The 22,190-nt window shown below is 42.8% G+C and carries 23 protein-coding genes; 3 read left to right on the forward strand and 20 right to left on the reverse strand.

Translation table 11 applies throughout. The features are described 5' to 3' along the window. Positions 1 to 59: 59 nt before the first annotated feature. Entirely contained in the window at positions 60 to 611 is a 552-nt protein-coding gene (locus tag L7A31_RS16740; RefSeq protein WP_237362893.1) for a gamma-glutamylcyclotransferase family protein, read from the forward strand. On the opposite strand, the gene galM is transcribed toward L7A31_RS16740, so the two are convergent. The 6 genes from galM to L7A31_RS16770 form a co-directional block, all read right to left on the reverse strand. Beyond that, positions 608 to 1,666, reverse strand: a complete 1,059-nt coding sequence (galM, locus tag L7A31_RS16745; RefSeq protein ID WP_237362894.1) for a galactose-1-epimerase — start codon at positions 1,664 to 1,666, stop codon at positions 608 to 610. The two genes, L7A31_RS16740 and galM, sit on opposite strands and share 4 nt — an antisense overlap. Next, a complete protein-coding gene (gene galK, locus L7A31_RS16750) occupies positions 1,663 to 2,829 on the reverse strand; it encodes a galactokinase (RefSeq protein WP_237362896.1) in 1,167 nt (388 codons plus the stop codon). Before galK ends, galM begins: the two co-directional genes overlap by 4 nt. A gap of 131 nt (positions 2,830 to 2,960) precedes the next feature. Next, positions 2,961 to 4,004 carry a UDP-glucose--hexose-1-phosphate uridylyltransferase gene (locus L7A31_RS16755; protein ID WP_237362897.1) on the reverse strand — a complete coding sequence of 348 codons (1,044 nt, stop codon included), beginning with the start codon at positions 4,002 to 4,004 and terminating at the stop codon, positions 2,961 to 2,963. Positions 4,005 to 4,072: 68 nt separating this feature from the next. Then, positions 4,073 to 5,092 carry a UDP-glucose 4-epimerase GalE gene (gene galE, locus L7A31_RS16760; RefSeq protein ID WP_237362899.1) on the reverse strand — a complete coding sequence of 340 codons (1,020 nt, stop codon included), beginning with the start codon at positions 5,090 to 5,092 and terminating at the stop codon, positions 4,073 to 4,075. A gap of 350 nt (positions 5,093 to 5,442) precedes the next feature. Beyond that, positions 5,443 to 6,675, reverse strand: a complete 1,233-nt coding sequence (locus L7A31_RS16765; protein WP_237362900.1) for a pilus assembly protein TadG-related protein — start codon at positions 6,673 to 6,675, stop codon at positions 5,443 to 5,445. A gap of 186 nt (positions 6,676 to 6,861) precedes the next feature. Further along, positions 6,862 to 7,770 (reverse strand): LysR family transcriptional regulator, encoded by a 909-nt coding sequence (locus tag L7A31_RS16770; protein WP_237362901.1) that lies wholly within the window; start codon positions 7,768 to 7,770, stop codon positions 6,862 to 6,864. 102 nt (positions 7,771 to 7,872) lie between these two features. On the opposite strand from L7A31_RS16770, the gene chrA reads away from it, so the two are divergent. Further along, entirely contained in the window at positions 7,873 to 9,027 is a 1,155-nt protein-coding gene (gene chrA / locus L7A31_RS16775) for a chromate efflux transporter (protein WP_237362902.1), read from the forward strand. Positions 9,028 to 9,138: 111 nt separating this feature from the next. Next, positions 9,139 to 9,921: a hypothetical protein gene (locus tag L7A31_RS16780; protein WP_237362904.1), complete on the forward strand. Its 783-nt coding sequence runs from the start codon at positions 9,139 to 9,141 to the stop codon at positions 9,919 to 9,921. A gap of 73 nt (positions 9,922 to 9,994) precedes the next feature. On the opposite strand, the gene L7A31_RS16785 is transcribed toward L7A31_RS16780, so the two are convergent. The 14 genes from L7A31_RS16785 to L7A31_RS16850 form a co-directional block, all read right to left on the reverse strand. Beyond that, positions 9,995 to 11,014: a tetratricopeptide repeat protein gene (locus L7A31_RS16785; protein ID WP_237362910.1), complete on the reverse strand. Its 1,020-nt coding sequence runs from the start codon at positions 11,012 to 11,014 to the stop codon at positions 9,995 to 9,997. A gap of 9 nt (positions 11,015 to 11,023) precedes the next feature. Beyond that, on the reverse strand, positions 11,024 to 11,968 hold the full coding sequence (locus L7A31_RS16790; RefSeq protein ID WP_237362912.1) for a type II secretion system F family protein: 945 nt from the start codon (positions 11,966 to 11,968) through the stop codon (positions 11,024 to 11,026). A 1-nt stretch (position 11,969) separates the two neighbouring features. Continuing rightward, entirely contained in the window at positions 11,970 to 12,938 is a 969-nt protein-coding gene (locus tag L7A31_RS16795) for a type II secretion system F family protein (protein WP_237362914.1), read from the reverse strand. Positions 12,939 to 12,949: 11 nt separating this feature from the next. Further along, positions 12,950 to 14,449, reverse strand: coding sequence for a TadA family conjugal transfer-associated ATPase (locus tag L7A31_RS16800; RefSeq protein ID WP_237362919.1), 1,500 nt, complete (start codon positions 14,447 to 14,449; stop codon positions 12,950 to 12,952). Between the two features lie 16 nt (positions 14,450 to 14,465). Beyond that, a complete protein-coding gene (locus tag L7A31_RS16805) occupies positions 14,466 to 15,689 on the reverse strand; it encodes a CpaE/TadZ family protein (protein ID WP_237362920.1) in 1,224 nt (407 codons plus the stop codon). An 11-nt stretch (positions 15,690 to 15,700) separates the two neighbouring features. Continuing rightward, positions 15,701 to 16,177 (reverse strand): TadE/TadG family type IV pilus assembly protein, encoded by a 477-nt coding sequence (locus tag L7A31_RS16810; protein ID WP_237362921.1) that lies wholly within the window; start codon positions 16,175 to 16,177, stop codon positions 15,701 to 15,703. After that, a complete protein-coding gene (locus tag L7A31_RS16815) occupies positions 16,174 to 16,626 on the reverse strand; it encodes a TadE/TadG family type IV pilus assembly protein (protein ID WP_237362922.1) in 453 nt (150 codons plus the stop codon). The genes L7A31_RS16810 and L7A31_RS16815 overlap by 4 nt, the downstream gene beginning before the upstream one ends. A 247-nt stretch (positions 16,627 to 16,873) precedes the next feature. After that, positions 16,874 to 17,134 carry a hypothetical protein gene (locus tag L7A31_RS16820; RefSeq protein WP_237362923.1) on the reverse strand — a complete coding sequence of 87 codons (261 nt, stop codon included), beginning with the start codon at positions 17,132 to 17,134 and terminating at the stop codon, positions 16,874 to 16,876. Positions 17,135 to 17,150: 16 nt separating this feature from the next. Then, positions 17,151 to 18,650, reverse strand: coding sequence for a type II and III secretion system protein family protein (locus L7A31_RS16825; RefSeq protein WP_237362924.1), 1,500 nt, complete (start codon positions 18,648 to 18,650; stop codon positions 17,151 to 17,153). Between the two features lie 8 nt (positions 18,651 to 18,658). Next, positions 18,659 to 19,405 (reverse strand): Flp pilus assembly protein CpaB, encoded by a 747-nt coding sequence (gene cpaB / locus L7A31_RS16830; protein ID WP_237362925.1) that lies wholly within the window; start codon positions 19,403 to 19,405, stop codon positions 18,659 to 18,661. Next, positions 19,402 to 20,766, reverse strand: a complete 1,365-nt coding sequence (locus tag L7A31_RS16835; protein WP_237362926.1) for an ATP-binding protein — start codon at positions 20,764 to 20,766, stop codon at positions 19,402 to 19,404. Before L7A31_RS16835 ends, cpaB begins: the two co-directional genes overlap by 4 nt. Positions 20,767 to 20,780: 14 nt before the next feature. After that, positions 20,781 to 21,308 carry a prepilin peptidase gene (locus L7A31_RS16840; RefSeq protein ID WP_237362927.1) on the reverse strand — a complete coding sequence of 176 codons (528 nt, stop codon included), beginning with the start codon at positions 21,306 to 21,308 and terminating at the stop codon, positions 20,781 to 20,783. A gap of 21 nt (positions 21,309 to 21,329) precedes the next feature. After that, positions 21,330 to 21,494 carry a Flp family type IVb pilin gene (locus L7A31_RS16845; RefSeq protein WP_237362928.1) on the reverse strand — a complete coding sequence of 55 codons (165 nt, stop codon included), beginning with the start codon at positions 21,492 to 21,494 and terminating at the stop codon, positions 21,330 to 21,332. 175 nt (positions 21,495 to 21,669) lie between these two features. Beyond that, positions 21,670 to 21,834: a Flp family type IVb pilin gene (locus L7A31_RS16850; protein WP_237362929.1), complete on the reverse strand. Its 165-nt coding sequence runs from the start codon at positions 21,832 to 21,834 to the stop codon at positions 21,670 to 21,672. Between the last annotated feature and the right edge of the window lie 356 nt (positions 21,835 to 22,190).

Genomic DNA, 22,190 nt, shown 5'->3' on the forward strand with positions numbered 1-22,190 from the left:
CTTTGACAAGAAATCTGATAATAATGACAGTGATGTAAGTAAGAAATTACAGGTGTTCTATGTATATATTTGGTTACGGCAGCCTTATGAACTCTGAATCTAGGCGTTTAACTGGAAAAACTGGTCCTGCGATACCAGCCTTTGTTAATGGGCTTGTTCGCCACTGGGGAAAACTAGAACACAGTACGACTTTGTCACCTCTAATAGTCGTCCCTGGAAACGGTAAAGTAAATGGTGTACTGATTGAGGTTGAGGAAGCAGAATTGTCTTACTTTGACCAACGAGAAAGTGGCTACGACCGTATCGAAATTTTGCCCAATCAAATTGACACTGAGCACACGTTTAACCAGCAAGCCCCTATTTGGGTGTATGTAAAAGAAAATCACCAACCGCCATGTGAAGTGATCCCAATTATGCAAAGCTATGTGGATACCGTGATTGCAGGATGCTTAGACATATCTGAACATTTTGCTGAACAGTTCATTCAGCATACGATGGGATGGCACTACCCGCTTGAAAATGACCGTCTTGTTCCCAAGTACGATAACTTAGCTGGCGTCCAAGCCCATCATAAATTAATCATCGACGTGATGTTGGCAAACGTCAGTTAGCCAATCAGCTCAAATTGATAGCGAGTCGAAAAGTGATACTGTTCGCCGGGCTGTAAAATGCAGCTCGGTTGATTCCACTCAAGATGATTCATCGAATCAGGCAAAAACTGAGTTTCCAAAGCAAACCCTGCATGGTTTTGATAGCGCTCGCCTTTTCGGTTTGGGTTACCTGCTAACCAATTGCCTGTATACAGCTGCATAGCGGGCTTGTCAGTAAATACACTCAGCTTGACTTTGTTGTCAGGTGAAATAGCTTCAGCAGCCTTCTCTCCTGCTAAACAATCTGGCTTCAACACAAAGCTATGATCGTATCCTCTTGCTAGCACTTGCTGCTCGTCAGACAAGAAGTCTTTAGAGATACTCTTCATCAAACGAAAATCAAATCCGGTATCCACAACATCTATTGGCTTATCTAGAGGTATTCCCATTTCACTAGTTGGAAGGTATTGCTCAGCATTGATAAGCAGACGGTGCTGCTTGCAATCATCCTCGCCATTGCCAAGATTAAAATAGGCATGATTGGTCAGGTTTACAGGTGTCGCTGAATCAGTGTTGGCGTGGTAATCGATCAATACTGAGTTGTCAGCCAGCAATTGGTAAGTCACAGAAACATCTAGATTACCGGGAAAGCCTTGGTCACCGTGCTCTGAACGAAGGGCAAAGATCACTTTATCGTTCGTTTGCTCTGCTATCTTCCAGCGGCGTTTGTCAAAGCCAACCTCTCCGCCATGTAAGCAGTTTCCAGCTTGGTTGGTACTGACTTGATACTGTTTTCCGTCAATAACAAACTGACCTTTAGCGATTCGGTTGGCATAGCGACCAACAGTCACTCCTAGATAACACTCTTGTTTATAGAAATCTTCGATGCTTGAAACGCCTAGTAAAAGCTCTCGCGTTTCTGTTTCATCGATGGACAGCTGGCAACTGAGCCAAGTCGCACCAATATCCATTAAGGTAATGGATAAGCCTTGCTCATTGCACAGAGTGACTACATTAGCTGGCTCACCATCGTGAGCCACAGATTGAATCATTGAATATTCTAGGGATGGATTCATAGCGCGTCTGACTCAATTAGACCTGCACCTTTAGATGCTTGGCAAACATAGATTGAAGCTTCAAGCCCTGTCAGCATCTGATATTTTTCTTCCACGGCTTGTTTTACCGCATCGACAAGTTGTGGTGGGACTAACGCAACAATACATCCACCGAAGCCACCGCCAGTCATGCGCACGCCACCTTGCTCACCAACAACGCCTTTGACGATATCAACCAAGGAATCAATTTCATCAACCGTAATTTCAAAATCATCACGCATAGACGCATGAGATTGAGCCATCAGTTCAGCCATGCGGGCAATATTCCCCTCAGCCAGAGCAATTGCCGCTTCAACCGTACGATCATTTTCAGTAATCACATGACGAGCACGCATTGCGACCGTTTCATCAAGCTCCGAAAGCTTAGCAGTTAGCATGTCCATATTTGCGTCACGTAGTGCTTTCACACCAAGAGTTTTTGCCGCTTCTTCACATTGCTCTCGGCGAGTATTGTATTCACTATCAACCAAACCACGCTTTTTGTTAGAGTTGATGATCACAACAGACAGGTCACTCGGCATCGCCACCGCTTGAGTCTCTAACGAGCGGCAGTCCAGCAGTAGCGCATGGTTTTGATTGCCTTCGGCTGAAATCATTTGGTCCATGATGCCGCAATTGCAACCTACAAATTCGTTTTCTGCTTTTTGACCAATTAAGGCAATTTCTGCTTGGCTAATTTCCAAACCGAACAAAACTTTGAATGTCTGACCAATGACCACTTCCAATGCCGCTGATGAGCTTAACCCTGCGCCTTGAGGAACATTGCCACTCACCGATAAATCAACACCCTGAATATCATAGCCTTTTTCAACTAGACACTTCACCACACCACGAATGTAATTCGCCCACATTTTATCTTGTGAAAACGCGATCTCTTCTTTGAGATCAAACTCATCAACTGCATCTTGGTAATCTACAGAGACAACTCGAACAATGCTGTCTTCACGTTTGCTAGCCGCCACAACCGTTTGGTAGTCAATTGCACAAGGTAAGACAAAACCGTCGTTGTAATCGGTATGCTCACCGATCAAGTTAACTCGACCTGGAGCTTGGATGAGATGAGATGCTGGGTATTCAAAAGCTTTTTGAAAACTGGTTTTCACGTTTTGGATTAATGTAGACATAATCAGTACTCTATTTTTTAAAATTATTTTTCCGCGATCGGCAAACTTAGACTAGCTGCCAGAAGTTGCAGGCTAGTTGCAGGGCAGCCAACTAACGTTGTGTTTACAATTCTTTGTTGGTACGTGGCGTATTACTGCTCTTTGAAGTGCACGTCGCTTAAATCTCTCAAGCGCTGAGCAGCTTGCTCTGCCGTAAGATCACGCTGAGTTTCAGCCAACATTTCATAGCCAACCATGAATTTTCTCACTGTCGCTGAACGAAGCAGCGGTGGATAGAACAATGCATGCAACTGCCAATGGTCTACATTCGTGCCCAGTTCAAAAAATGGCGCATAGTGCCAGCCCATTGAATATGGGAATGAACATTGGAACAGGTTGTCATAACGACTAGTCAGCTTTTTCATTGCAAGCGCAAGATCGTCTCGCTGCTCATCGCTAAGCTCATTCATGCGTCGAACGTGTACTTTAGGTAGCAACATGGTTTCAAATGGCCAAGCAGCCCAATAAGGGACAACAGCAACCCAATGCTCAGTCTCAACCACAATTCGGCTACCGTCTTCAATTTCGGCTTTGACGTAGTCGACAAGCATGTTTGAGTTATGCTGTTCAAAATACTCTTTTAAATGCTTTTCTTTGCGCTCAATTTCGTTTGGTAAAAAGCTGTTTGCCCAAATCTGGCCATGAGGGTGAGGTTGAGAGCATCCCATTGTCTCGCCCTTGTTCTCGAATACCTGAACCCAAACGTAGTCTTTCCCTAACTCTTCAATTTGCTCATTCCAAGTGTCTATAACGTTGCGGATTTGGTTAACAGGAAGCTCAGGCAAGGTTTTGCTGTGATCTGGAGAGAAACAAATCACTCGGCTTAAACCACGCACACCCTGCGCTTTGAATAAAGGATTTTCTGATTCAGGTGCATCAGGAGAGTCTGTCATCAACGCTGCAAAATCATTGCTAAAAACATAGGTGCCTTGATAATCCGGGTTTGAGTCACCAGAAATGCGATCGTTTGTTGGACACAGAAAACACTTGTCGTCATAAGATGGCAACTCATCTATCGATGGCTTTTCATCTTGACCACTCCAAGGGCGTTTTGCACGATGCGGTGAAACCAAAACCCATTGGCCTGTTAACGGGTTATAACGACGATGAGGGTGATCTACAGGATTAAACTTCATAACAAACTACTCAAACCTTTAAGCCAAACTGGATGCCCAAGCGAAAGTGTCACTTGAGCATCAGACGATTATTTTTGTTCATACCCGGTTGGGTTATTGGATTGCCAATTCCAAGTATCTTTAGTCATATCAACCAGTGTGCGCGTGGCTTTCCAGCCTAACTCTTGCTGCGCTTTCGCCGGACTTGACCAACACTCGGCTATGTCACCCGGGCGACGTTCACATATCTGATAAGGCACTTCGCGACCACATGCTTGGCTAAGTGCATTCACCATTTCGAGGACACTGGAGCCTTTACCTGTACCAAGGTTATAAATATGTAAGCCCGCTTTTTCGCCAACAGAATTCAGGGCTGCGATATGTCCATCTGCCAAATCTAAAACGTGGATATAGTCGCGCACTCCTGTGCCATCTGGCGTCGAGTAATCGTTGCCAAATACTGATAAGAACTCACGACGACCAACTGCAACTTGAGCAATAAACGGCATCAAATTGTTCGGAATACCTTGCGGGTCTTCGCCCATTAAGCCAGATGGATGAGCACCAACAGGGTTGAAATAGCGAAGTAATGTAATACTCCAATCACTTTCAGCTTGATAGAAATCAGATAGGCACTGTTCAACCATATATTTGCTGCGACCATAAGGGTTTGTGGTCGCACCAGTTGGAGAATCCTCTGTGATTGGTACAACAGCTGGATCACCGTATACGGTAGCTGAAGAGCTAAATACGATACTTTTCACACCCGCTTTTTTCATCGAGCGAGCCAGCACCAACGAACCATTGACGTTATTGTCGTAGTATTCCAGCGGCATAGAGACGGACTCGCCAACCGCTTTAAGGCCTGCAAAATGAATCACAGATTGAATGTCATGTTGAGAAAATACCGAATCTAGGAAAGACTCATCACGAATGTCGCCTTGATAAAAAACAGGTGACTTCCCTGTTAACTCGTTGATACGGTTTAATACTTCTTTGTTTGAGTTGCACAAGTTGTCGATAATAATCGGCTCCATACCTGCTTCAATCATCTGAACACACGTATGACTTCCTATATATCCTGTACCGCCAGTTACTAGTACTTTCACGAGCTTACTCCCATTTAACTACATCATTGTTCGAATAGATGTAGCGAATATTGATGCTTGAGACGAAGTTTATCAATCAAAGCAGGAAACATGCCGTGATCAAGCTCACATCAATGTAAACGTTTTCATTCAGCTCAAAGAATAGAGATCTTAACGCACAAATTTATTTATTACTTGCATGAGTGGTAAATTTAGTTGCGGCTTTGGCTTATGTTTGAACTCTAAACCTAGTCGTCGATTGTATATTTTGAAAACGTTTACAATAAGTATGCTAAATATGGACATTCAATATCAATTGAATGCCCACAAGCATTTACCTAGGGAATAGATTTTCGATTGGACTATTTCAGCTATGAGCTTTCACTGAGTGGATCGTCATATAACACCACTCTGAACGGCCCTTCTCCTGTGCCACCACCATTGCCGAAAGAGCCGTTAGGAACATAACATTCCTCTATATATTCACCAAATACCGGTTGTTTACTACCATTAGTTGTCGGAGCTTGTTGAACAAGAAAGAAACAACCAAATGCTTCTACCGTTAATGTATTTACACCACCACCATCAGAGCTTCCACAGTCGACTATCGGGACTTGAATAACTCTTCGGTTAGAGTCACCATCAGAGCGACAATCAGCACTACCGGGACAGGCTGCAGCGGCGGTTTCATAATCTGAATACCCCCAAGCTTCACCTCCACTACCGCTGGTATCACTGTAGGTAATCGTTACACCATCAGCTTCCAGCACAGCAATATCTGCTGGCTCACCAACATATACATCTGAAGGGTAATCATCTGCGGACAGCCCACCGCCACCGTACTGGTCAAAGCGAGTGTTTAGCCCTTGCCCAACCGGACCTATCTGGTTACCCGGCTGTGTAGTGACAGTATCGCCAAGCGACTCGCAATCATTATAATTTCCGGCTAAAGCCTGACGCACTTGATCTGCACCACTACCAAAGTCAAGAAGCTGGAAGTTACCAGGTCCCATATTGACGCCATTCTCACCAAGTTTTAAGGCATAAAGGTCACCAACGGTATATCCGCTTGCACCACCACCCGGACCAGTGCATACAGCCATAGGCACCAAATTACACACCACCTCTAAACTAGCACTTGGCCCTGCTACAGCACTGGAGGCTATCGCTTTATCTATTCCAAAAACATCAATAAAGAAGTCAGTCAGTTCATAGCTGCTAACAGCAACCCGAACAAAAACATCCCCATCAGCGGTAAAAGAGCCATCAGGGAATGTGTCTGGGTCATTGGAAAATTGCACAGAGATTGTCGAAGAGGAAAAGTCCATTTCCGTATTACCAGTTGCACCGGCCATGCCGGTTAAGGTGCTATTCGCGGCTGCAGTTGCATTATCTATAGTACCACCATTTGCTGCCACAACTGCTGCGGCTAATGCTGCTGCATCCACACTGTTTTGCAATCGTGTCTGATTCATCAGAGCATGGTTTACATCGACAGAAAAAGCAGCAACGCCCACTAGTGATAGCATAGCTGCAGTGACCAATACCAGAACGAGCCCTTTCTGCTTGATTGGGCTTTTTGAGTTAAAACGCCTGCGACACATGTTGTCTTCCCTAACCTATTCCCTGAAAGCAACACCACTTTCTTATCTACTAATTATAGTATTGAATACTCACAACAGCTCATAATTTGTTCAGTAATTACTCAATAAAATTGGGCTAGGTATTTAACAAGAATTGGCACCTGTTTTACGCTTATATATCAAAAAGCTGCAACAGCACTCTAAGTATCACTGTGCAACAGTGTGGATGACAGCAGCGATTTGCTCTCTCAACCAAGTGCTTTTTGGGCTGTTTTCTTGAGATTTATAGTAGATTAACTCTATGTCAAAGTTAGGCACATCGACAGGTGGTTTTACGCAGCTAAGAAGAGTGTTACTCACTGAACGTTTCGGCACGATACAGATCATTTTCCTACCAATCACCAAACGTTGTACAGTCAAAAAGTTTCGAGAGGAAGCCGCTACCCTCCTTTTCTGGCCTAACTTGTTCAGCTTATTGTCTACTGCTGTAGCCAACGCTCCGTCTGGGCTAACTAACGCATGCTCAACCTGCACAAATTCTTCCAGTGTCATAGGGTTTTGAAATACGAGTTTTACTGGGTCATACAGACAAACATGTTCTTCTTGATATAGATGCTCTGACGTAAACTCACTATTCAAGTCGGTAATGCTGCCAATTATCAAGTCCAGTTGCTGTTCCTTTGCCACCCGAGTGTAATTCGACCGGTCGACATGTATAAAGCTGACTTGAGACTGCGCCGATCTTTGATTCAAGCAGTCATATATTGGTGCCGCAAAAAGCTGCTCCGCGTAATCAGTCAGGCCAATGCGCCAAACTCCATCAAACTCCTGCGCTGAGAATGGCTTTTCTTTTAATAAGTCATGCTGAATCGTTGCGAGAATTTGGTCTATATAAGAAGAAATGTTATGCGCCCGCTGCGTTGGCTGCATACTGCTGGCTACTCTCTGAAAAAGCAGATCATCAAATAGTACTCTTAACCTTTGCAAAGAATGGCTCATCGCTGACTGGCTTACATAACATCGTTTCGCGGCTTCACTGACACTATGTGTTTGATATAGGGCTTGGAATGACACCAGCAAGTTAAGATCAACACCCTTCCAGTTATAGTTTTGCATACCATCCTATTTCATTCATAGTGAGTATAAAAATTATCAATTTGAATAATACTAGTCTATTTCTTAACCTAGACGCAATTTATAGAACATGAGTACAAAGGAATGTTTTCAATATTTCGGATTTTTTTCGGCTTAGGGTGCCTGAGCTTTGGTGGGCCAGCCGCTCACATTGGCTACTTTCGAACAGCGTTTGTAGAAAAGTTAAAATGGTTGTCAGAAAAAGAGTATGCCCAGTTAGTTGCGTTGAGCCAGTTTTTGCCAGGTCCAGCCTCTAGTCAGGTCGGCTTTGCACTTAGCTACAAAAAAGGGGGGCTTGGTGGCGCATTGGCTGCGTTTTTAGGCTTCACTCTACCGTCTGTCGTACTGATGCTTGCCCTAGCGATTGTCGCTCAACAGATCAATGATTCTAGTTACTTCCAAAACGTAGTGCACGGGCTAAAGCTACTCGCTGTTGTTGTGGTAGCCGACGCTACTTGGGGCATGTTTAAGAACTTCTGCACTAGCAAATTAACCACATTCTTGTGCTTTATTACGGCTGCGAGCCTACTGCTAGCCCCTTCAGTCAGTACGCAGCTTTATGTGCTGGTATTTTCCGCCCTCATCGGTGGATTTTATTTAAGTTCGAGCACAATCGCTTCAAAACAAGAAAGCCGTTCAAATAAATTAATCAGTTCGTTATTCCCTCTAGCGATATTCGGTTTTCTGCTATTGGTTCTACCTTTATTTTCATTGAACGCAAAGTTCTCAGTATTCAATGACTTCTTTCAAGCAGGAAGCTTAGTATTTGGTGGTGGTCACGTAGCTCTACCGCTACTGCAAAACATTGTAGGGGAGCAACTGTCTCAAAATAGCTTTTTAACGGGATACGCTGCAGCACAAGCTGTTCCCGGGCCAATGTTCTCATTCGCCACTTACTTGGGATACGAGCTACTACCTAGTTCACCCTTTGCTGGTGCATTACTGGCAACCGTCGCCATTTTTCTACCTGGATTTCTCTTGATATTGGCCGCGATGCCACACTGGCAAACTCTATCAAACAACACCAAACTTGCTGGCGTGATGAACGGAGTCAATGCTTCGGTTGTTGGGTTACTTCTCTCCGCTTTGTATACACCAATCTCTACCAGCGCGATTCACTCACCTGTCGACATCGTGTTTATATTGGCTCTGCTTTTCTTGTTTAAAACCGTAAAGCTTCCCATAGGCTGGATAGTCTGCATGGTTCTTTTAAGTAGCTACGTAGCTATCGTTACTTGATGTTTGCCTTATAGTTTTTGGATATAACCACTCGGTAACCTTGCAACTTTTATCATATTAAGTGGAGTCATTGTTGTTACTAATAGTTAGAGAGGCATGGATATGTGCAAAATGGACTTTCAAGGAATTCTCAAGAATAGAAAATACAGAGATATAGTTTTTGATTCAGCAGAGGAGTGCTGCATAAGTGAGGGAGCATTCTTCATTTCAGATACTGAAGATATTTTACATGGAAAACGTAAGCTAAATGAGAAAGGTGGAGAGCTGATTAAAATCGCGCCTGTCTCTTTCATCCATAAAAGAGATATCTTGGATTACTTTAAAAACACCTATATCGGAAGCTCTAGCAACTTCCCTATCAATATACATAACGAGATGCGTAAGAAATTAGTGCAATGTAAGCACTACTCTACGTTTCTAAAGCAATTAGTCGAAGCACAAGACTCAGTATGTACCTTCTACAGCAATGAAGTAGAGTTTAAAAAATTGGTAGAAGACAAAATTTGTTTATTCGAAGAAATGAAACACTCTGTCATGCAAGCCTGCCAAACGAGTGAGCAGCGATCCAAGTTTCAGAGTTGCAAGACGTTACAAGAATTGTGCTTCGTCTCCTGCGCGACGCAAACCAAGGCCTATCAAAACCGTACCAATGGCGGTGAGAAGCTACTGGAATGTTTAAATAGCCGCAGGAACCAATACTTCAAAAACAAAATTTGTCCCGAGGCTAGAAAGGTTGTCATTAAAGATCTACGTCACTACGCTTTGTTTGCTGAACGCTCAACAAATGAAAGCTATGCGATGACGGCTCAAGATAGAAAGAATGAAAACTTTTTCATCAGTTATATGGATACATTTGATCTTAACAGTGAATGGCACTTTGAGAAGACTCACTAATACATCTGGTACTTTTAAACGTAGCCTATAAACGTAGAAGGTGGCCTAAGCCACCTTCTAGTATCACCTCATTTTATTGACTGTTTGATGCTTTCACCGTCTTAGCTCGAACCTCAGCCAACGCTCTTTCTAAGTTTTCATTGGCGACTTTATAGTAGGTTGGCTTCTTGTCTATCGCTTGCTCAAGATAAGGGATCGCTTCTTCAGGCTTACCTTGCAAAATAAGGAAATAGCCAACATTATTCAGCGCTTCGGCGGCGTCCATCTGGCGCATAAAGACGTTAATAGCTCGCTTCACTTCTCCCTTAGCTAAATAAATGAGCGCCAAATTATTTTGCGCTTTCTCATTGTTAGGAGATTTCTCCAGTGCAGAGACAACAAATCTTTGTGCTTTCACATAGTCGCCAGACATATAGTAGGAGTAGCCTATGTTAATTAACGTTTTCACCGATCTTGGGTTGATCTCTAACGACTTGGTATAAAACTCTTGAGCCAGTAAATGATCGCCTTTGAGATCGGTTAATACCCCCAAGCCCATATAAGCAAGCGATGGAGAACGCTTATCCACTTTCAAATCAGCGACACCTTTTACCGTCACTATGTCGCCCATCTTTAACCTATTAGTGCTTTTAAGGCGCTCTTGATCAGAATCCAGAGCTCGATAAAAATAGGTGTACCCTTGCTCTACATCACCGGAACGGCTATAGAGAACACCAAGTTGTTCTAACGCTGAGACATTTTTCGGATCGTACTCCAAGCTCATTAAATAAGCTTTTTCTGCCAACGCCAAATTGCCTCTCATTTGGTGTATTCGACCAATGTTGTAAAGGGTTTTTCCTTGATGAACCGCTTCTGGGTAGGAGAGTGAATTTATGTACTCGTAAAGAGCGAGATCCATATTACCGTTTGATAACGCAAGATCGCCTCGACTAATCGCCTCTTGTTCATTGACGGCTGGCTCTTCAGTCGTCAATGTATCGATAGAACGACCATCATATAAAGAGTGATCAAATTTTGGCTCTTCCTTTTTACTCGCACATGCACTCAACAACATAATTAGTGCCAGCGAAACTAAAGTTTTGAATCCTTTCATAGTGTTCCCTTATTGGCCTAACGTTGAACTGATATACAACATAGAAGGCCCAATCGCGACGATAAAAAAGCAAGGCCAAATAAACAGCAACAACGGAAATATCATTTTAGTCGGAATTTTCGCAGCAATTTCTTCGATTTCTTGGTTACGTTTGTCACGAAAATCTTCAGTATATTCTCGTAGGGTCTGTGCGATACTGCCGCCGACTTTAGATGCATGTGCCAGCATATTCACTAACCCAGTAATTTCGGTAACACCCGTACGTTTCACCAGCTCTGCAAAAGCATCTTGCATTTCTACGCCCGCTTTAATCTTGACACAAACGGTATCCAGCTCATCGGCAAAGTCTGGGTGTGAAATCATGAGCTCATCGGCAACCCTTCTTAACGCGGCATTAAAGCCAAGACCTGATTCTGTACAAACAACCAATAAATCCAAAGCATCAGGAATACCGCCTTTGATTTTTGATTGGCGCTGTTTTACAAACCGGCCGAGTATAATGTTCGGCACGTACATACCGACTGCAACAGAAGCAATCATAATGAGCGTCAAATTACTCAAATCTGGCATAAAGAAATACAAACCAGCGGCAACCATTGCACCAATAATGAATGAGCAAAGTTTTATCGCATAGAATATTGTTAAAGCATTGGCTTCATGGAAGCCCGCATGCATAAGTTTGTGGCGCGTCGTTTCACGTTCTTTGACGCTTTTAGGTGCAATAATTGGAGCAAGTGATTCAAGAGTATTATCTATCTTGCTGGATTTAGGTAACTTATTGCCGCCTGCTTCACTTTTAATTTCATCAAGTTTTCTTTGAGTTGCTGTTTTAGCACCAATAAAGATAAAGGACGCTGCGACAAACACCAAAATAGTTGACACAAGAATGAGTATAAGAAACATCATCTCTTCATCGAACTTCACTTGCGCAATTGAGTTGAGTATTTCGTTCATATCACACCTGGAAGTTTATTATGTTTCTTATCCAAATAGAGCCTAAAAATAAGCTCACGATCCCTCCGCTTATTAGCGTCATCCCTCTAGGATCAGTATAAAGCGGCTCAATATAACCTGGGTTCAGTATCGATAATCCTAGAAAAAGAATAAAAGGTGACAAAACCAATATCCAAGCGGAAAGACGACTTTCAGCGGAGATAGTTTTAATTTTACGAGCTAACTTAAAGCGAGCCCTAAGCACATGAGAGACTTTTTCTAAGTTCTCAGATAAGTTACCACCCGTTTCTTTTTGCAGCAGTACCGCACTAGAGAAGGCCAACATCGCAACTGTCGGCGTTCGCTCAGCCATCTGCATAATTGCAAGGCGCATGTCATAGCCGTAATTCAACAAGTTAAAGGTATTCTTAAACTCACTGCCAATCGGCTCGGGCATTTCGTTTCCCACTTCATTAAAGGACTGAGTTATCGGTTGACCAGCCTGCAGCATCCGGCGCATGATATCGAGTGCATCTGGTAGCTGTTCTTCAAATGCAGCTAATCTGTCAGATATTTTCTTTTGCAGTACAAAGTGCATGATTACCCAAGTACCTACAAATGCAGCCACCGACACATACCAAGGTTGCCCCAACAAAAGAGCTAAACCACTAAGGCCTACACCGATAACCATAGTCACCGTCAGAGTTTGAGTTAACGTCCAGTCAAAACCTGACAACTCTATCGATTTTTTCAAGTCTGAAAAAACCTTAATATCAACGAGTCTTCGATCCAGGGGCGTTAAGCTCTTTAAATAATGTTCATGTAACAGTGAGCGACTCTGTTCATCTAATGTTGATTGAGTCGCTTTTAGTCGTTCCGATAACTCTTTGTGTTTTGCTTTGCTTCCTGCTGCCGGCAAAATTAATGCTTGAGATATAAATACCACGGCAAAAAATAACAAAACATAAAAGAGCGTTGCGTCATCTCCCATCGCTTTGTCTCCTATTGGTATGTCTCATTAAAAATCTCAAACGGCAAGTGCAGACCTTTTTTAGAGAGTCCATCGTGACACGCAGGAACAACACCTGTGGCGGTAAAATAACCGATGACGTTGCCCTCTTCGTCGACACCCTGTCTTTGAAATTTAAATATTTCTGACATGGTAATGATCTCTCCTTCCATGCCATTGATTTCTGAGATGCTCACCATCCGACGGCGACCATCTTCTTGTCTCTCCATTTGCACAACTAAGTGGATGGCTGATGCTATTTGAGCACGTAAGTTCTTCGTTGAAATATTCCACCCAGCCATTGAGAACATGTTTTCAACACGGCTCAATGCATCTCTAGGTGTGTTGGCGTGAATTGTTGCCAGTGAACCATCGTGACCTGTGTTCATTGCAGCGAGCATGTCTACCGCTTCACTACCCCGCACCTCCCCAAGCACCACTCTATCTGGACGCATACGAAGGGAGTTTTTCACTAAATCTCGCTGCGTGATTTCTCCTTTACCTTCCAAGTTAGCTGGACGAGTTTCTAAACGGACAACGTGTGGCTGCTGCAATTGCAACTCCGCCGAGTCTTCAATGGTGATGATTCGGTCATCTTGTGGTATAAATCCGGAAAATATATTCAAAGTGGTGGTTTTTCCAGAACCAGTACCACCCGCAATCAATATGTTCAGCTCACCTTTCACGGCCGCTTCTACAAACTTCGCCATCTGTTCAGACAACGAGTTGTAACCTAGAAGGTTTTCCATATTCAGTTTTTCAACGGCAAAACGACGAATCGAGACCGATGCTCCATCTAGTGCTAGAGGAGGAATGATGGCATTTACACGAGAGCCATCCAAGAGCCTAGCATCTACCATCGGAGAAGATTCATCGATTCGACGACCAACTTGGCTTACGATTCGGTCAATAATATTTCTTAAATGGCGATCATCTAGGAAGGTATAGGGCGTTCTTTCAAGTTTACCGCGCCTTTCAACGAAAATGCTTTTTGGCCCATTCACCAAAATATCCGAAACAGTTGCATCGTTTAGTAGCGGCTCTAGTGGACCTAACCCAAACACTTCGTCTTCAATTTGTTTGATGATTCGTTTGCGCCCTTCGGCACTCAGTGCTTTAGTCTGATCGTCTGCCATCAACTGAACTATGGCATCATGTAAGTCTTTCTTCGCTCGCTCTTTGTCTAGCGTCGATAACAGGCCTAGATCCAACGTCTCCAGTAGGCGCTGATGATAATAGTGTTTAGTATCAAGCTCTTGCTCAATTTGCTTTCTCGCTTCATCAACCGCTTTTTCACGCTCTTCGACTTCACGGCGCTTCCTATCAACGACGCTTTCACCTTGCCGAGGCTCTGAATCAGCTGATTGCATTACTTGCTCTTCATCTTGCAAATAATGAGATGACTCTCCTGAGCCTCCACCGTCTTGTGAATCAGACGAAGACGACGCCCGCTCCTGAAAATCAGGATTAATATTTTTTCTTTTGAAAAACATGGATGCTCCCTATTTATTAGGAAAACAGACGACTAAAGAAACCCTGTTTTTTGATTAATTCTTCTTGTGGTAAAAGTTTAGTAGTAAATTCTTTTACCGCCTTAGCGATTGCACTTTTTTTCTTCGTCTCAACAAACGGCCTACCTAGATTCGCGCTCTCAAATGCGACTTTAAAGTCGTTGGGAATAATGTGCACATTTACCCCGACAATAGTCCCTTCTACATCTTGAACCTTAATTGACTGACGCTTTTCATAACGATTCAGTATGACCTCTATGTGTTCTTTGCCTATTCCGAACTCCAGAGCTAATACCTTTGCAATCCTAGTTGTATTTCTGATTGCAACTAGGTTTTGCTGGGTCACTAAAAAGACTTTATTGGCTGGAGAAACAACGGAAGAAAACAGTCGGTCAATACCACGAGACATATCGACGATTATGTATTCGTAGACTTCCCTTAATACGGGGAGTAATTTGGCTATGTGATGGGCCTTTTCAAAATTCTCTTGGCTATTTTCATGTTTAAAGCCAAGCAAATGAAGTCCTGAGGAGTGTTTGGTAACGATTGACCCAAGTGACACTTCATCCATATCAGAAACATTGGCAATCGCATCTGCTAACGTATACTTGGAAGTCAGATTTAGGTAATCATCGCTCACACCAAACTGCAAATCTAAATCAAGTAGCAAGACTTTTTCGGGGGCCTTTTTTACTAAGTTCAATGCTGTACTTAAAGCCAAAGTCGACGCGCCTGCACCACCTTTGGTGTTCACAAAAACAAAGAGCTCCCCTAAATCTCGGCTCGCGACTTTATCTTCCGCAACGCTTTTCAGCATTGGGATAAGATCTGAGAAACCTATTTTGTCTGAAACAAAATCAGCTGCACCGATTCTCAATGCGATTTTCAGTGCGCCATTATCACTTTCATTACCAAAAACAATGAGAGAAGCTTCATGACCATCATTGATTGGTCCTTCAAATTGCTGAAGCTCAACTATCTTTTGCGCCCAGTTTGGCCCTGTTTCAACAAAGATTAAATCCGGTAAATTGAACTGAGACAGGTTCGAAACGACAAGGCTGTGCATCGAGATAGTTTCAAAAGAAATACTCTCGCTTTTAGATAGTTCATTCGAAATATGGGTTCGAAACTGATCGCTCGAATAGAACACCCAAATACTCAAGCTGGTTTTCAGCCTAAGCGTATTTTCTTCGTTCCTTGAAAGCTTCACTGCTTCTCCCATTTATCGTCCCCTTAACAGTTTGTAAATGTACCATCTGCATGTACGCCTAGATTTTCGACTGGTAACGTGGATTCAAACTCTGGCACAGTCAAAGCACCGTCATCACCTAGAAAGTTTAGAAATCCGACAAACTGATAATCGTAGTCAACTACTCTGGCCCGTACATATCGAATTGTAGTAAATACAGCGTTGTCCGTGAGTGTCCCTGTCACAACAGAGCCACCATCATCTAAATAATCGACATCAATATTTGCTGCAGTGAATCCAGTAGGTACGTTATCCGCAAGAGCAAGGCCGGGAATATCTCCTAAATCAGTGACATGACAAACTGTCCCTAGTCGAGCTGCCGTTCTCGACACATCACTTAATACCTGCATTGAGTACACATAGTGACCAAAGTTAACGACACCTAGCACCAGCAGCACCAAAGCAGAAGAAACGATGGTAAACTCGATGATACTTAAACCAGATTGCTTTTTGGAAATCATGGTGTGGCTCCTCCTGTGTACATCATCGCAGAAGCATTCAGAGGTACTGCAAAATCAATAGTTGAGTTAAAAGCCCCCATCATAGGCTGATAGGTGTAGTTCACAGTAATGGTTACGTAATTACCTGCTTCGGTAATACCAACGTCTGACGTGGTCAGGTCAGTCACCATAGCGTCACCTGTACCAGCTGCATTTCCATAAACCACCATGTTTCGAATAACACTATAATCAGCGACGTCTGACGAGCCAGATGTGCCATAAATATCAACAACTGAATACCTTGCGGCATGCTGAACCATTTTGTTAATTGTGTTGTAGGTAATGAACGCATTACCTACTTCGGCAATGCCAGCAAGCAGAGTAAATAAAATCGGTAAAGTAATAAGAAACTCTACAGCAGCAAGGCCGCAATTCTTTTTCCGTGATGATTTGTTCGCGTGCTTTAACATAACACCCTCCTTATTTGGCAATAACACAGCAGCCTCATATGAAAGGGAGGTAACGTTTCGAAGAAATGAGTATTTTGATTGTTGAAACTTATTCGACGATACGGGTTAGAAAGGCAATATTGCTTACAAACAAAATAACCCTGTGACAGTCCTGCCACAAACCGTCTGAAAATGATATTGGTGCCTTTAATTTCATTAAGACACCTTAAGTAATTTAGTTTCAAAAACATAACTCATTCCTTGAGCGCTAATTAGAAGACTCCTCCAAAACTTGACTTGATGTTCCTTCCAACTCAACTTCTTTAGCACTAGTATAAGTTTGGTATACATTCTCCAATCTTTCACCGTTGCCAGATGTAATAATTTCTAAATTGTTCTTTGCTGCATCAGGGTCGTAAGTTTGAGCCTGAATTAAGCTGTTCACCGTAGAGCCCAGCGGCGCATCATTACTGGAGCAACCGACCAAGAACAAGCTAGCTAAAGCTAATGTAATTAGTGACTTATCCATGTTCATTTCCTTAACTTTAAAAGCTGTGTCCAAATGTCCCTTCCGTACCGCCATCAGGGTATTCTACAAAGTCTGTCACAGGTCCCTCAGTTTCTGCTCCTGCTTTTGGAGCGACTGAAAGCGCTGCAACATAAGGGCTTTTACCCAGCAAGTAATACTGCATATCCGTTGGCTCCATAAACAGATCGGTAGGCAGTACTACCTTATCTCTATCCACTGCTTTCGCGAGTCTCGCTGTGACCAAAATTACGAGTTCTGTTTCACCTTTAATATAGGCAGAACTATTAAATAGTTGACCTAAGATTGGTAAATCGCCCAGCCCCGGAAACTTCCTCGCAGCATCTTTAACTGTTTCACTCAATAAGCCTGCAATACCAATGGTTTGCCCATCAGCAAGCTCTAAAGTAGACGAGGCACTTCGACGGGTTATCGGGTAAATTTGGTAACTAGCATCACTGATAACATCAATTGATAGCGAAGAAGACGTAGTTATTTCACTGACATCCACAGCCATCTCTAAATTGATATTCTGGTTGCTCAGTATTGTTGGAATAAACTTCAGCCCAACACCGTATTCCTTGTACTCGATGGTAACGGTATCGTTGTCTTGAGAGACAGGAATAGGAAACTCACCACCAGCAAGCATTTCTGCTTTAGATCCACTCAATGCGGTCAAATTTGGCTCTGCCAAGATTTTTGCCGCGCCTTGCTCCTTCGCCATATCAAGGGCAAGTGATAAGGTATTCCGACTATCAACAAAACCACCTAAGATGCCGTAATCTGAAGCATCAATGCTAGGAGAACCCAAGGTAGGTGTGATTCCTGATATCGACGAAGCAGTTGAGGCTATCCCTGCTCCAAAATGATCGCCCGTATTGAAAAATGCTATGTTGGCATCAAATTTTCTGATTAAAGAACGCTGCACTTCCGCTACCGTCACTTCAAGCATGACTTGTTGTGAACCACCTACAGTCATCAAATTGATAATGCCTGACTTTTGCACATTTTCGCTTAGTGATTCAGTACCTGCAGCCGAACCAGAACCACCGCCTTTAACAACTTCAACTGACTGACCACCAGCGTAAGTTTCTGCCACTCTAAGTGCTACATTCATCTTGGCTTGGCTGGACACCATTCCACTCAGGATCAAACGATTTTGAGAGCTGTGAACCTCAATTTTTTCATCCGGTAAAAACTCATACAGTTTGGATTTCAAGCTGTTGAGGTCGTGTGTCACTTCTATGTTTATCGCTTCAATCAATCGGCCACGATAATCCCAAGCCATCAAGTTGGTTGTACCCAGCTTTTTACCAATCAAAAACAGCTCATTTGAGCGTAACATTACGAAGTCTAAGACTTCTGGATCACCCAGTGAGACACGTTTAGCTTTTCCAGCTAGCTGTACGTGGGTGGATTTATGATGAGGAACTTTTACTACTTTCCCTGTTTGTGTAGATGCCACTGCATAGAAACTACTCGTCAGTAAGAGGCAAATTAAGATCGTTATTTTTTTCATCTTACACCTCAATCCTTCACTCTAATGTTCGAAGACTGCGTTCCTTTTATTACTGTTACACTCGGTGCAACGTAACGTTTCCTTGGAACTTCTTCAGGTTCATGGGGATTTCTTAGTGCTAGCTGTATTTCACCTTTGCTTTTCGCAGTCAGCAGCTTTTCAGCTTCTTTAGGAGAGACTTCTAAGGTGACGGCTCGAACTATAATGGGTTTGTTTTCTTGGGTTTTTGCAGTTTGGTCAACCGCCAAAACTTTGATGTCTTTCAGAACAGTTGAAGTCGTCGCATAGCGCTTGTTATATTTGACCGTGCTTAAGATATCAACTTTGTTGCCGGGCAATAGAAAACCAGCAACACCGATAACGTCATTGACTCGTATTGTCACCGCTCGCTTATTTTCTTCTATAAGCGATGCCAACGTCGACCCTTCCCCTGGGACAGCAACACGAAGCGGATGAACAATCTCTCCGTTGTAGATAACATTTGCAGCGACTTTGCCAACCACTTCATCTGGCAAACCGAATTGATCGTCACTACGCCAATCTTTCTCAAGTAGCTTGGTCATTAAGTGTTGCTCTTCAATAATGGTTCCAGCTGGTATTTCCTGAGCTGCCACCACCACTGGTTCCCTTTCGACCACTTCGACTTCCACTTGTGGTTGTGCTTGCCTATCCATCCATTGTTTGGCAAAAAATACCGCTCCTAAACCAAATATAATGGATAGCAAGAATAGTAAAACGGCTTGATTTCTACTCATCTTGCTCCTCCTCCTTTTCCATCAGCGGTGAAATAAACCTCCCATGCACGAGAGACAATCTCTGGTGTAATTGTTGGAGGTGTTTCTTCAAACGCAATAATATCTCTGCTGATACCAATCATGTCCTTTGGTAAGCAGGGATAGAAACCAACACTGTGTCGGCTGTGTAAATCAAATAGTGTGTCAAATACTGACTCTTCGAGATTGAGCTGACGACCACCCGCGATCTTTTCCCATAGCGCGCGATATTCATGATCTTTCAGCGGATAGAATTGAATCTTGTAACCAAGTCTCCGTAAGAATGCGGGATCTGCAATCGATTCAGGATCCAAGTTACTTGAGAAAGCTAACGTCAATATGAAAGGAATGGTGACTTGCTGACCATTGGGCAGCGCTAAATGGTCGAAGAAATACTCCATTGGAACGATCCAACGGTTCAATAATGTATCGACAGGCATAGGCTGACGCCCTAAATCATCTATGATGAAAATGCCGTTATTAGCCATCATTTGCAAAGGGGCAATCCAAACTCGGTTGTGCTCAGTGTGATTAACTTCGAGCATATCCATAGTAAGCTCACCACCTACCTGAATGCTTGGTCTCTCACACAGCGCCCAGCGGCGATCAAATTGTTCTTTGAAGACAAAACTATTTTCGTCATCAGGAGCTGTTAGTTTTTTATGGTGTTGAGGAGAGAATACTTTGATGATGTTACCTGCAGCATAAACAGCATAAGGAATATAGACAGACGTATTGAGCGAGTTAAGGATTCTTGTGGCAACAAAAGTTTTACCTGTGCCCGCATCTCCATATAGAAGAAGCGCTCTACCCGAATTGATTGCGGGTCCAATAACACCAATCAAACGCTCGGCCCCATAGACCTCACTTAAAGCATGAGTCACATCGTCCTTCGTAACCACTCTAATTCGGACATCCTGTGCTTTAACCATCTCATCATAGTCAGTTAGCGATACTGGAGCAGGCCCTAGATAGGCGTCTTTAGCGAACGCAACATCGGCTTCTTGCAGGCCTGATTCAGACAAAGCATATCTAACTGCACCACCACTGTTCCCCCCAGAACCTTGTGACAAAAAACCATCTGGGGAGGCTTGAAAAACCTCGACTTTGGATTTCTTACGTAAATTTGAGAGCATCTCTTCAATAAGGTGGCTATTAATACCCATAGAGCGGGTCAAGTGGAGGATGTCAGATTTGGGGTAAGCGGAAAGGTGTTTAAGCAATAGGTTTTCAAGCACGACTTTGGGAACCCCTAAGTCCTCAAATGATGTCGGTACTTTGGGTGCATCTGCTTGTGGTGTTAACTCTTCTCTATGTAACCCTTCCTGATAGGCTGCTGTCATAGAGACTCCTTGTCTTAAAAGTATTGATGTAATGCAAGTCCTATAACTACAATCGGCGCAAACGGCATCCTTAGCTTGTTTGCACCTACATCATTGGAGATAAGATCTCTTCCTTTTCCAGAAACAATCACCGAATATTTAAACATTGTCGTCTGGGCTAATTCTGGCCGTTCTGCCAATCGATAAACAGCGTAAAAACTGCCAACGATAACTGTCGATACCGCAATCCAAAATGCGGTATCTAATAAATGATGCCAGCCGACAACAAACCCAACTACGCCAAGTAGTTTTACGTCCCCGGGAGCCATCGCTCGAAGCATAAAAAACACGAATGAAAAACCAAACATGAAAAGTGCGCCTATAAAGGCTTCAATTAGAGATGGAGCTGGGCTAGCTGAAAATGCTTTGTGTATGATCGCCGTCACGAGCACTAACAGAAGTGCATAATTGGGAATGCGATGCTCTCTAGCGTCGAATACAGCAATTGTGATAAAAACAAGCCATATAAGATAATAAGTATAAGTAAACATTTCAGCCGCCATAACTCAGGATCCAAAAAGCAATCATGAAAACACGGCAGAAAATGCAGCGCTTAATGTTCCGGAAAAGCCACTAAAAAAAATCCCGAGCCCTCCCACCAGCAATCCTGCGCCAACAACATACTCAACGACTGTTAAACCTTCCTCATCCTTAAGAAATACATAATATTTTTCTAATACATTTCTCATTGTCCGCCCCCCTAAAATAATGTTACTGGCCGTTATGAAAAAGACAGTTGTAATACCATCTAAATCAAACTAACCAGTAACATAAATAGTAGACGGTTACTCTAATTTTGCGTAAGTTTACTTAACAGAAAATTTACATTTTGAGCAAAATTAAAGTAATTGCTACGAAACTATATTAGGTGAATATAGCGTTTAATTGAGTATCTAGCGTTGCACCGAAGTTAGTAAATAGTGTTGCTAACCCAGCTACAAGCAAACCTGCACCAACAACATACTCAACAACTGTTAAACCTTCTTCGTCCTGCATAAATGCTTTAATATTTTGCATTAGTTTTTCCATTTTATGGTCTCCTTCCTTTATATATGCAATCTTCGTGAATTGCTTACTCTATAATCTAGGATTTCACCTCAGTAATAGTTAGGATTTTTTTACTCACTTCTAGTACTTTTTTAGTCTATAAAACACTGTACTAAATGTGATTAGTGTTATTTTTTTGTCATACGTGTCTTTATACAGTCATATTCCAAAAAAAATAAAATCTACAGTTTTAATTTAAAACATTTAACTTCATAGATTTATAAATATCAGTATCAAATATGAGAAAATGAAATACAAAAATCATTCATATATTCTCAACTTTGATACTTGACAATTAATACCTTAACCATCAATGTGACAACAATCACATAATTATT

It is taken from the genome of Vibrio marisflavi CECT 7928, assembly GCF_921294215.1.
GTDB lineage: Bacteria > Pseudomonadota > Gammaproteobacteria > Enterobacterales > Vibrionaceae > Vibrio > Vibrio marisflavi.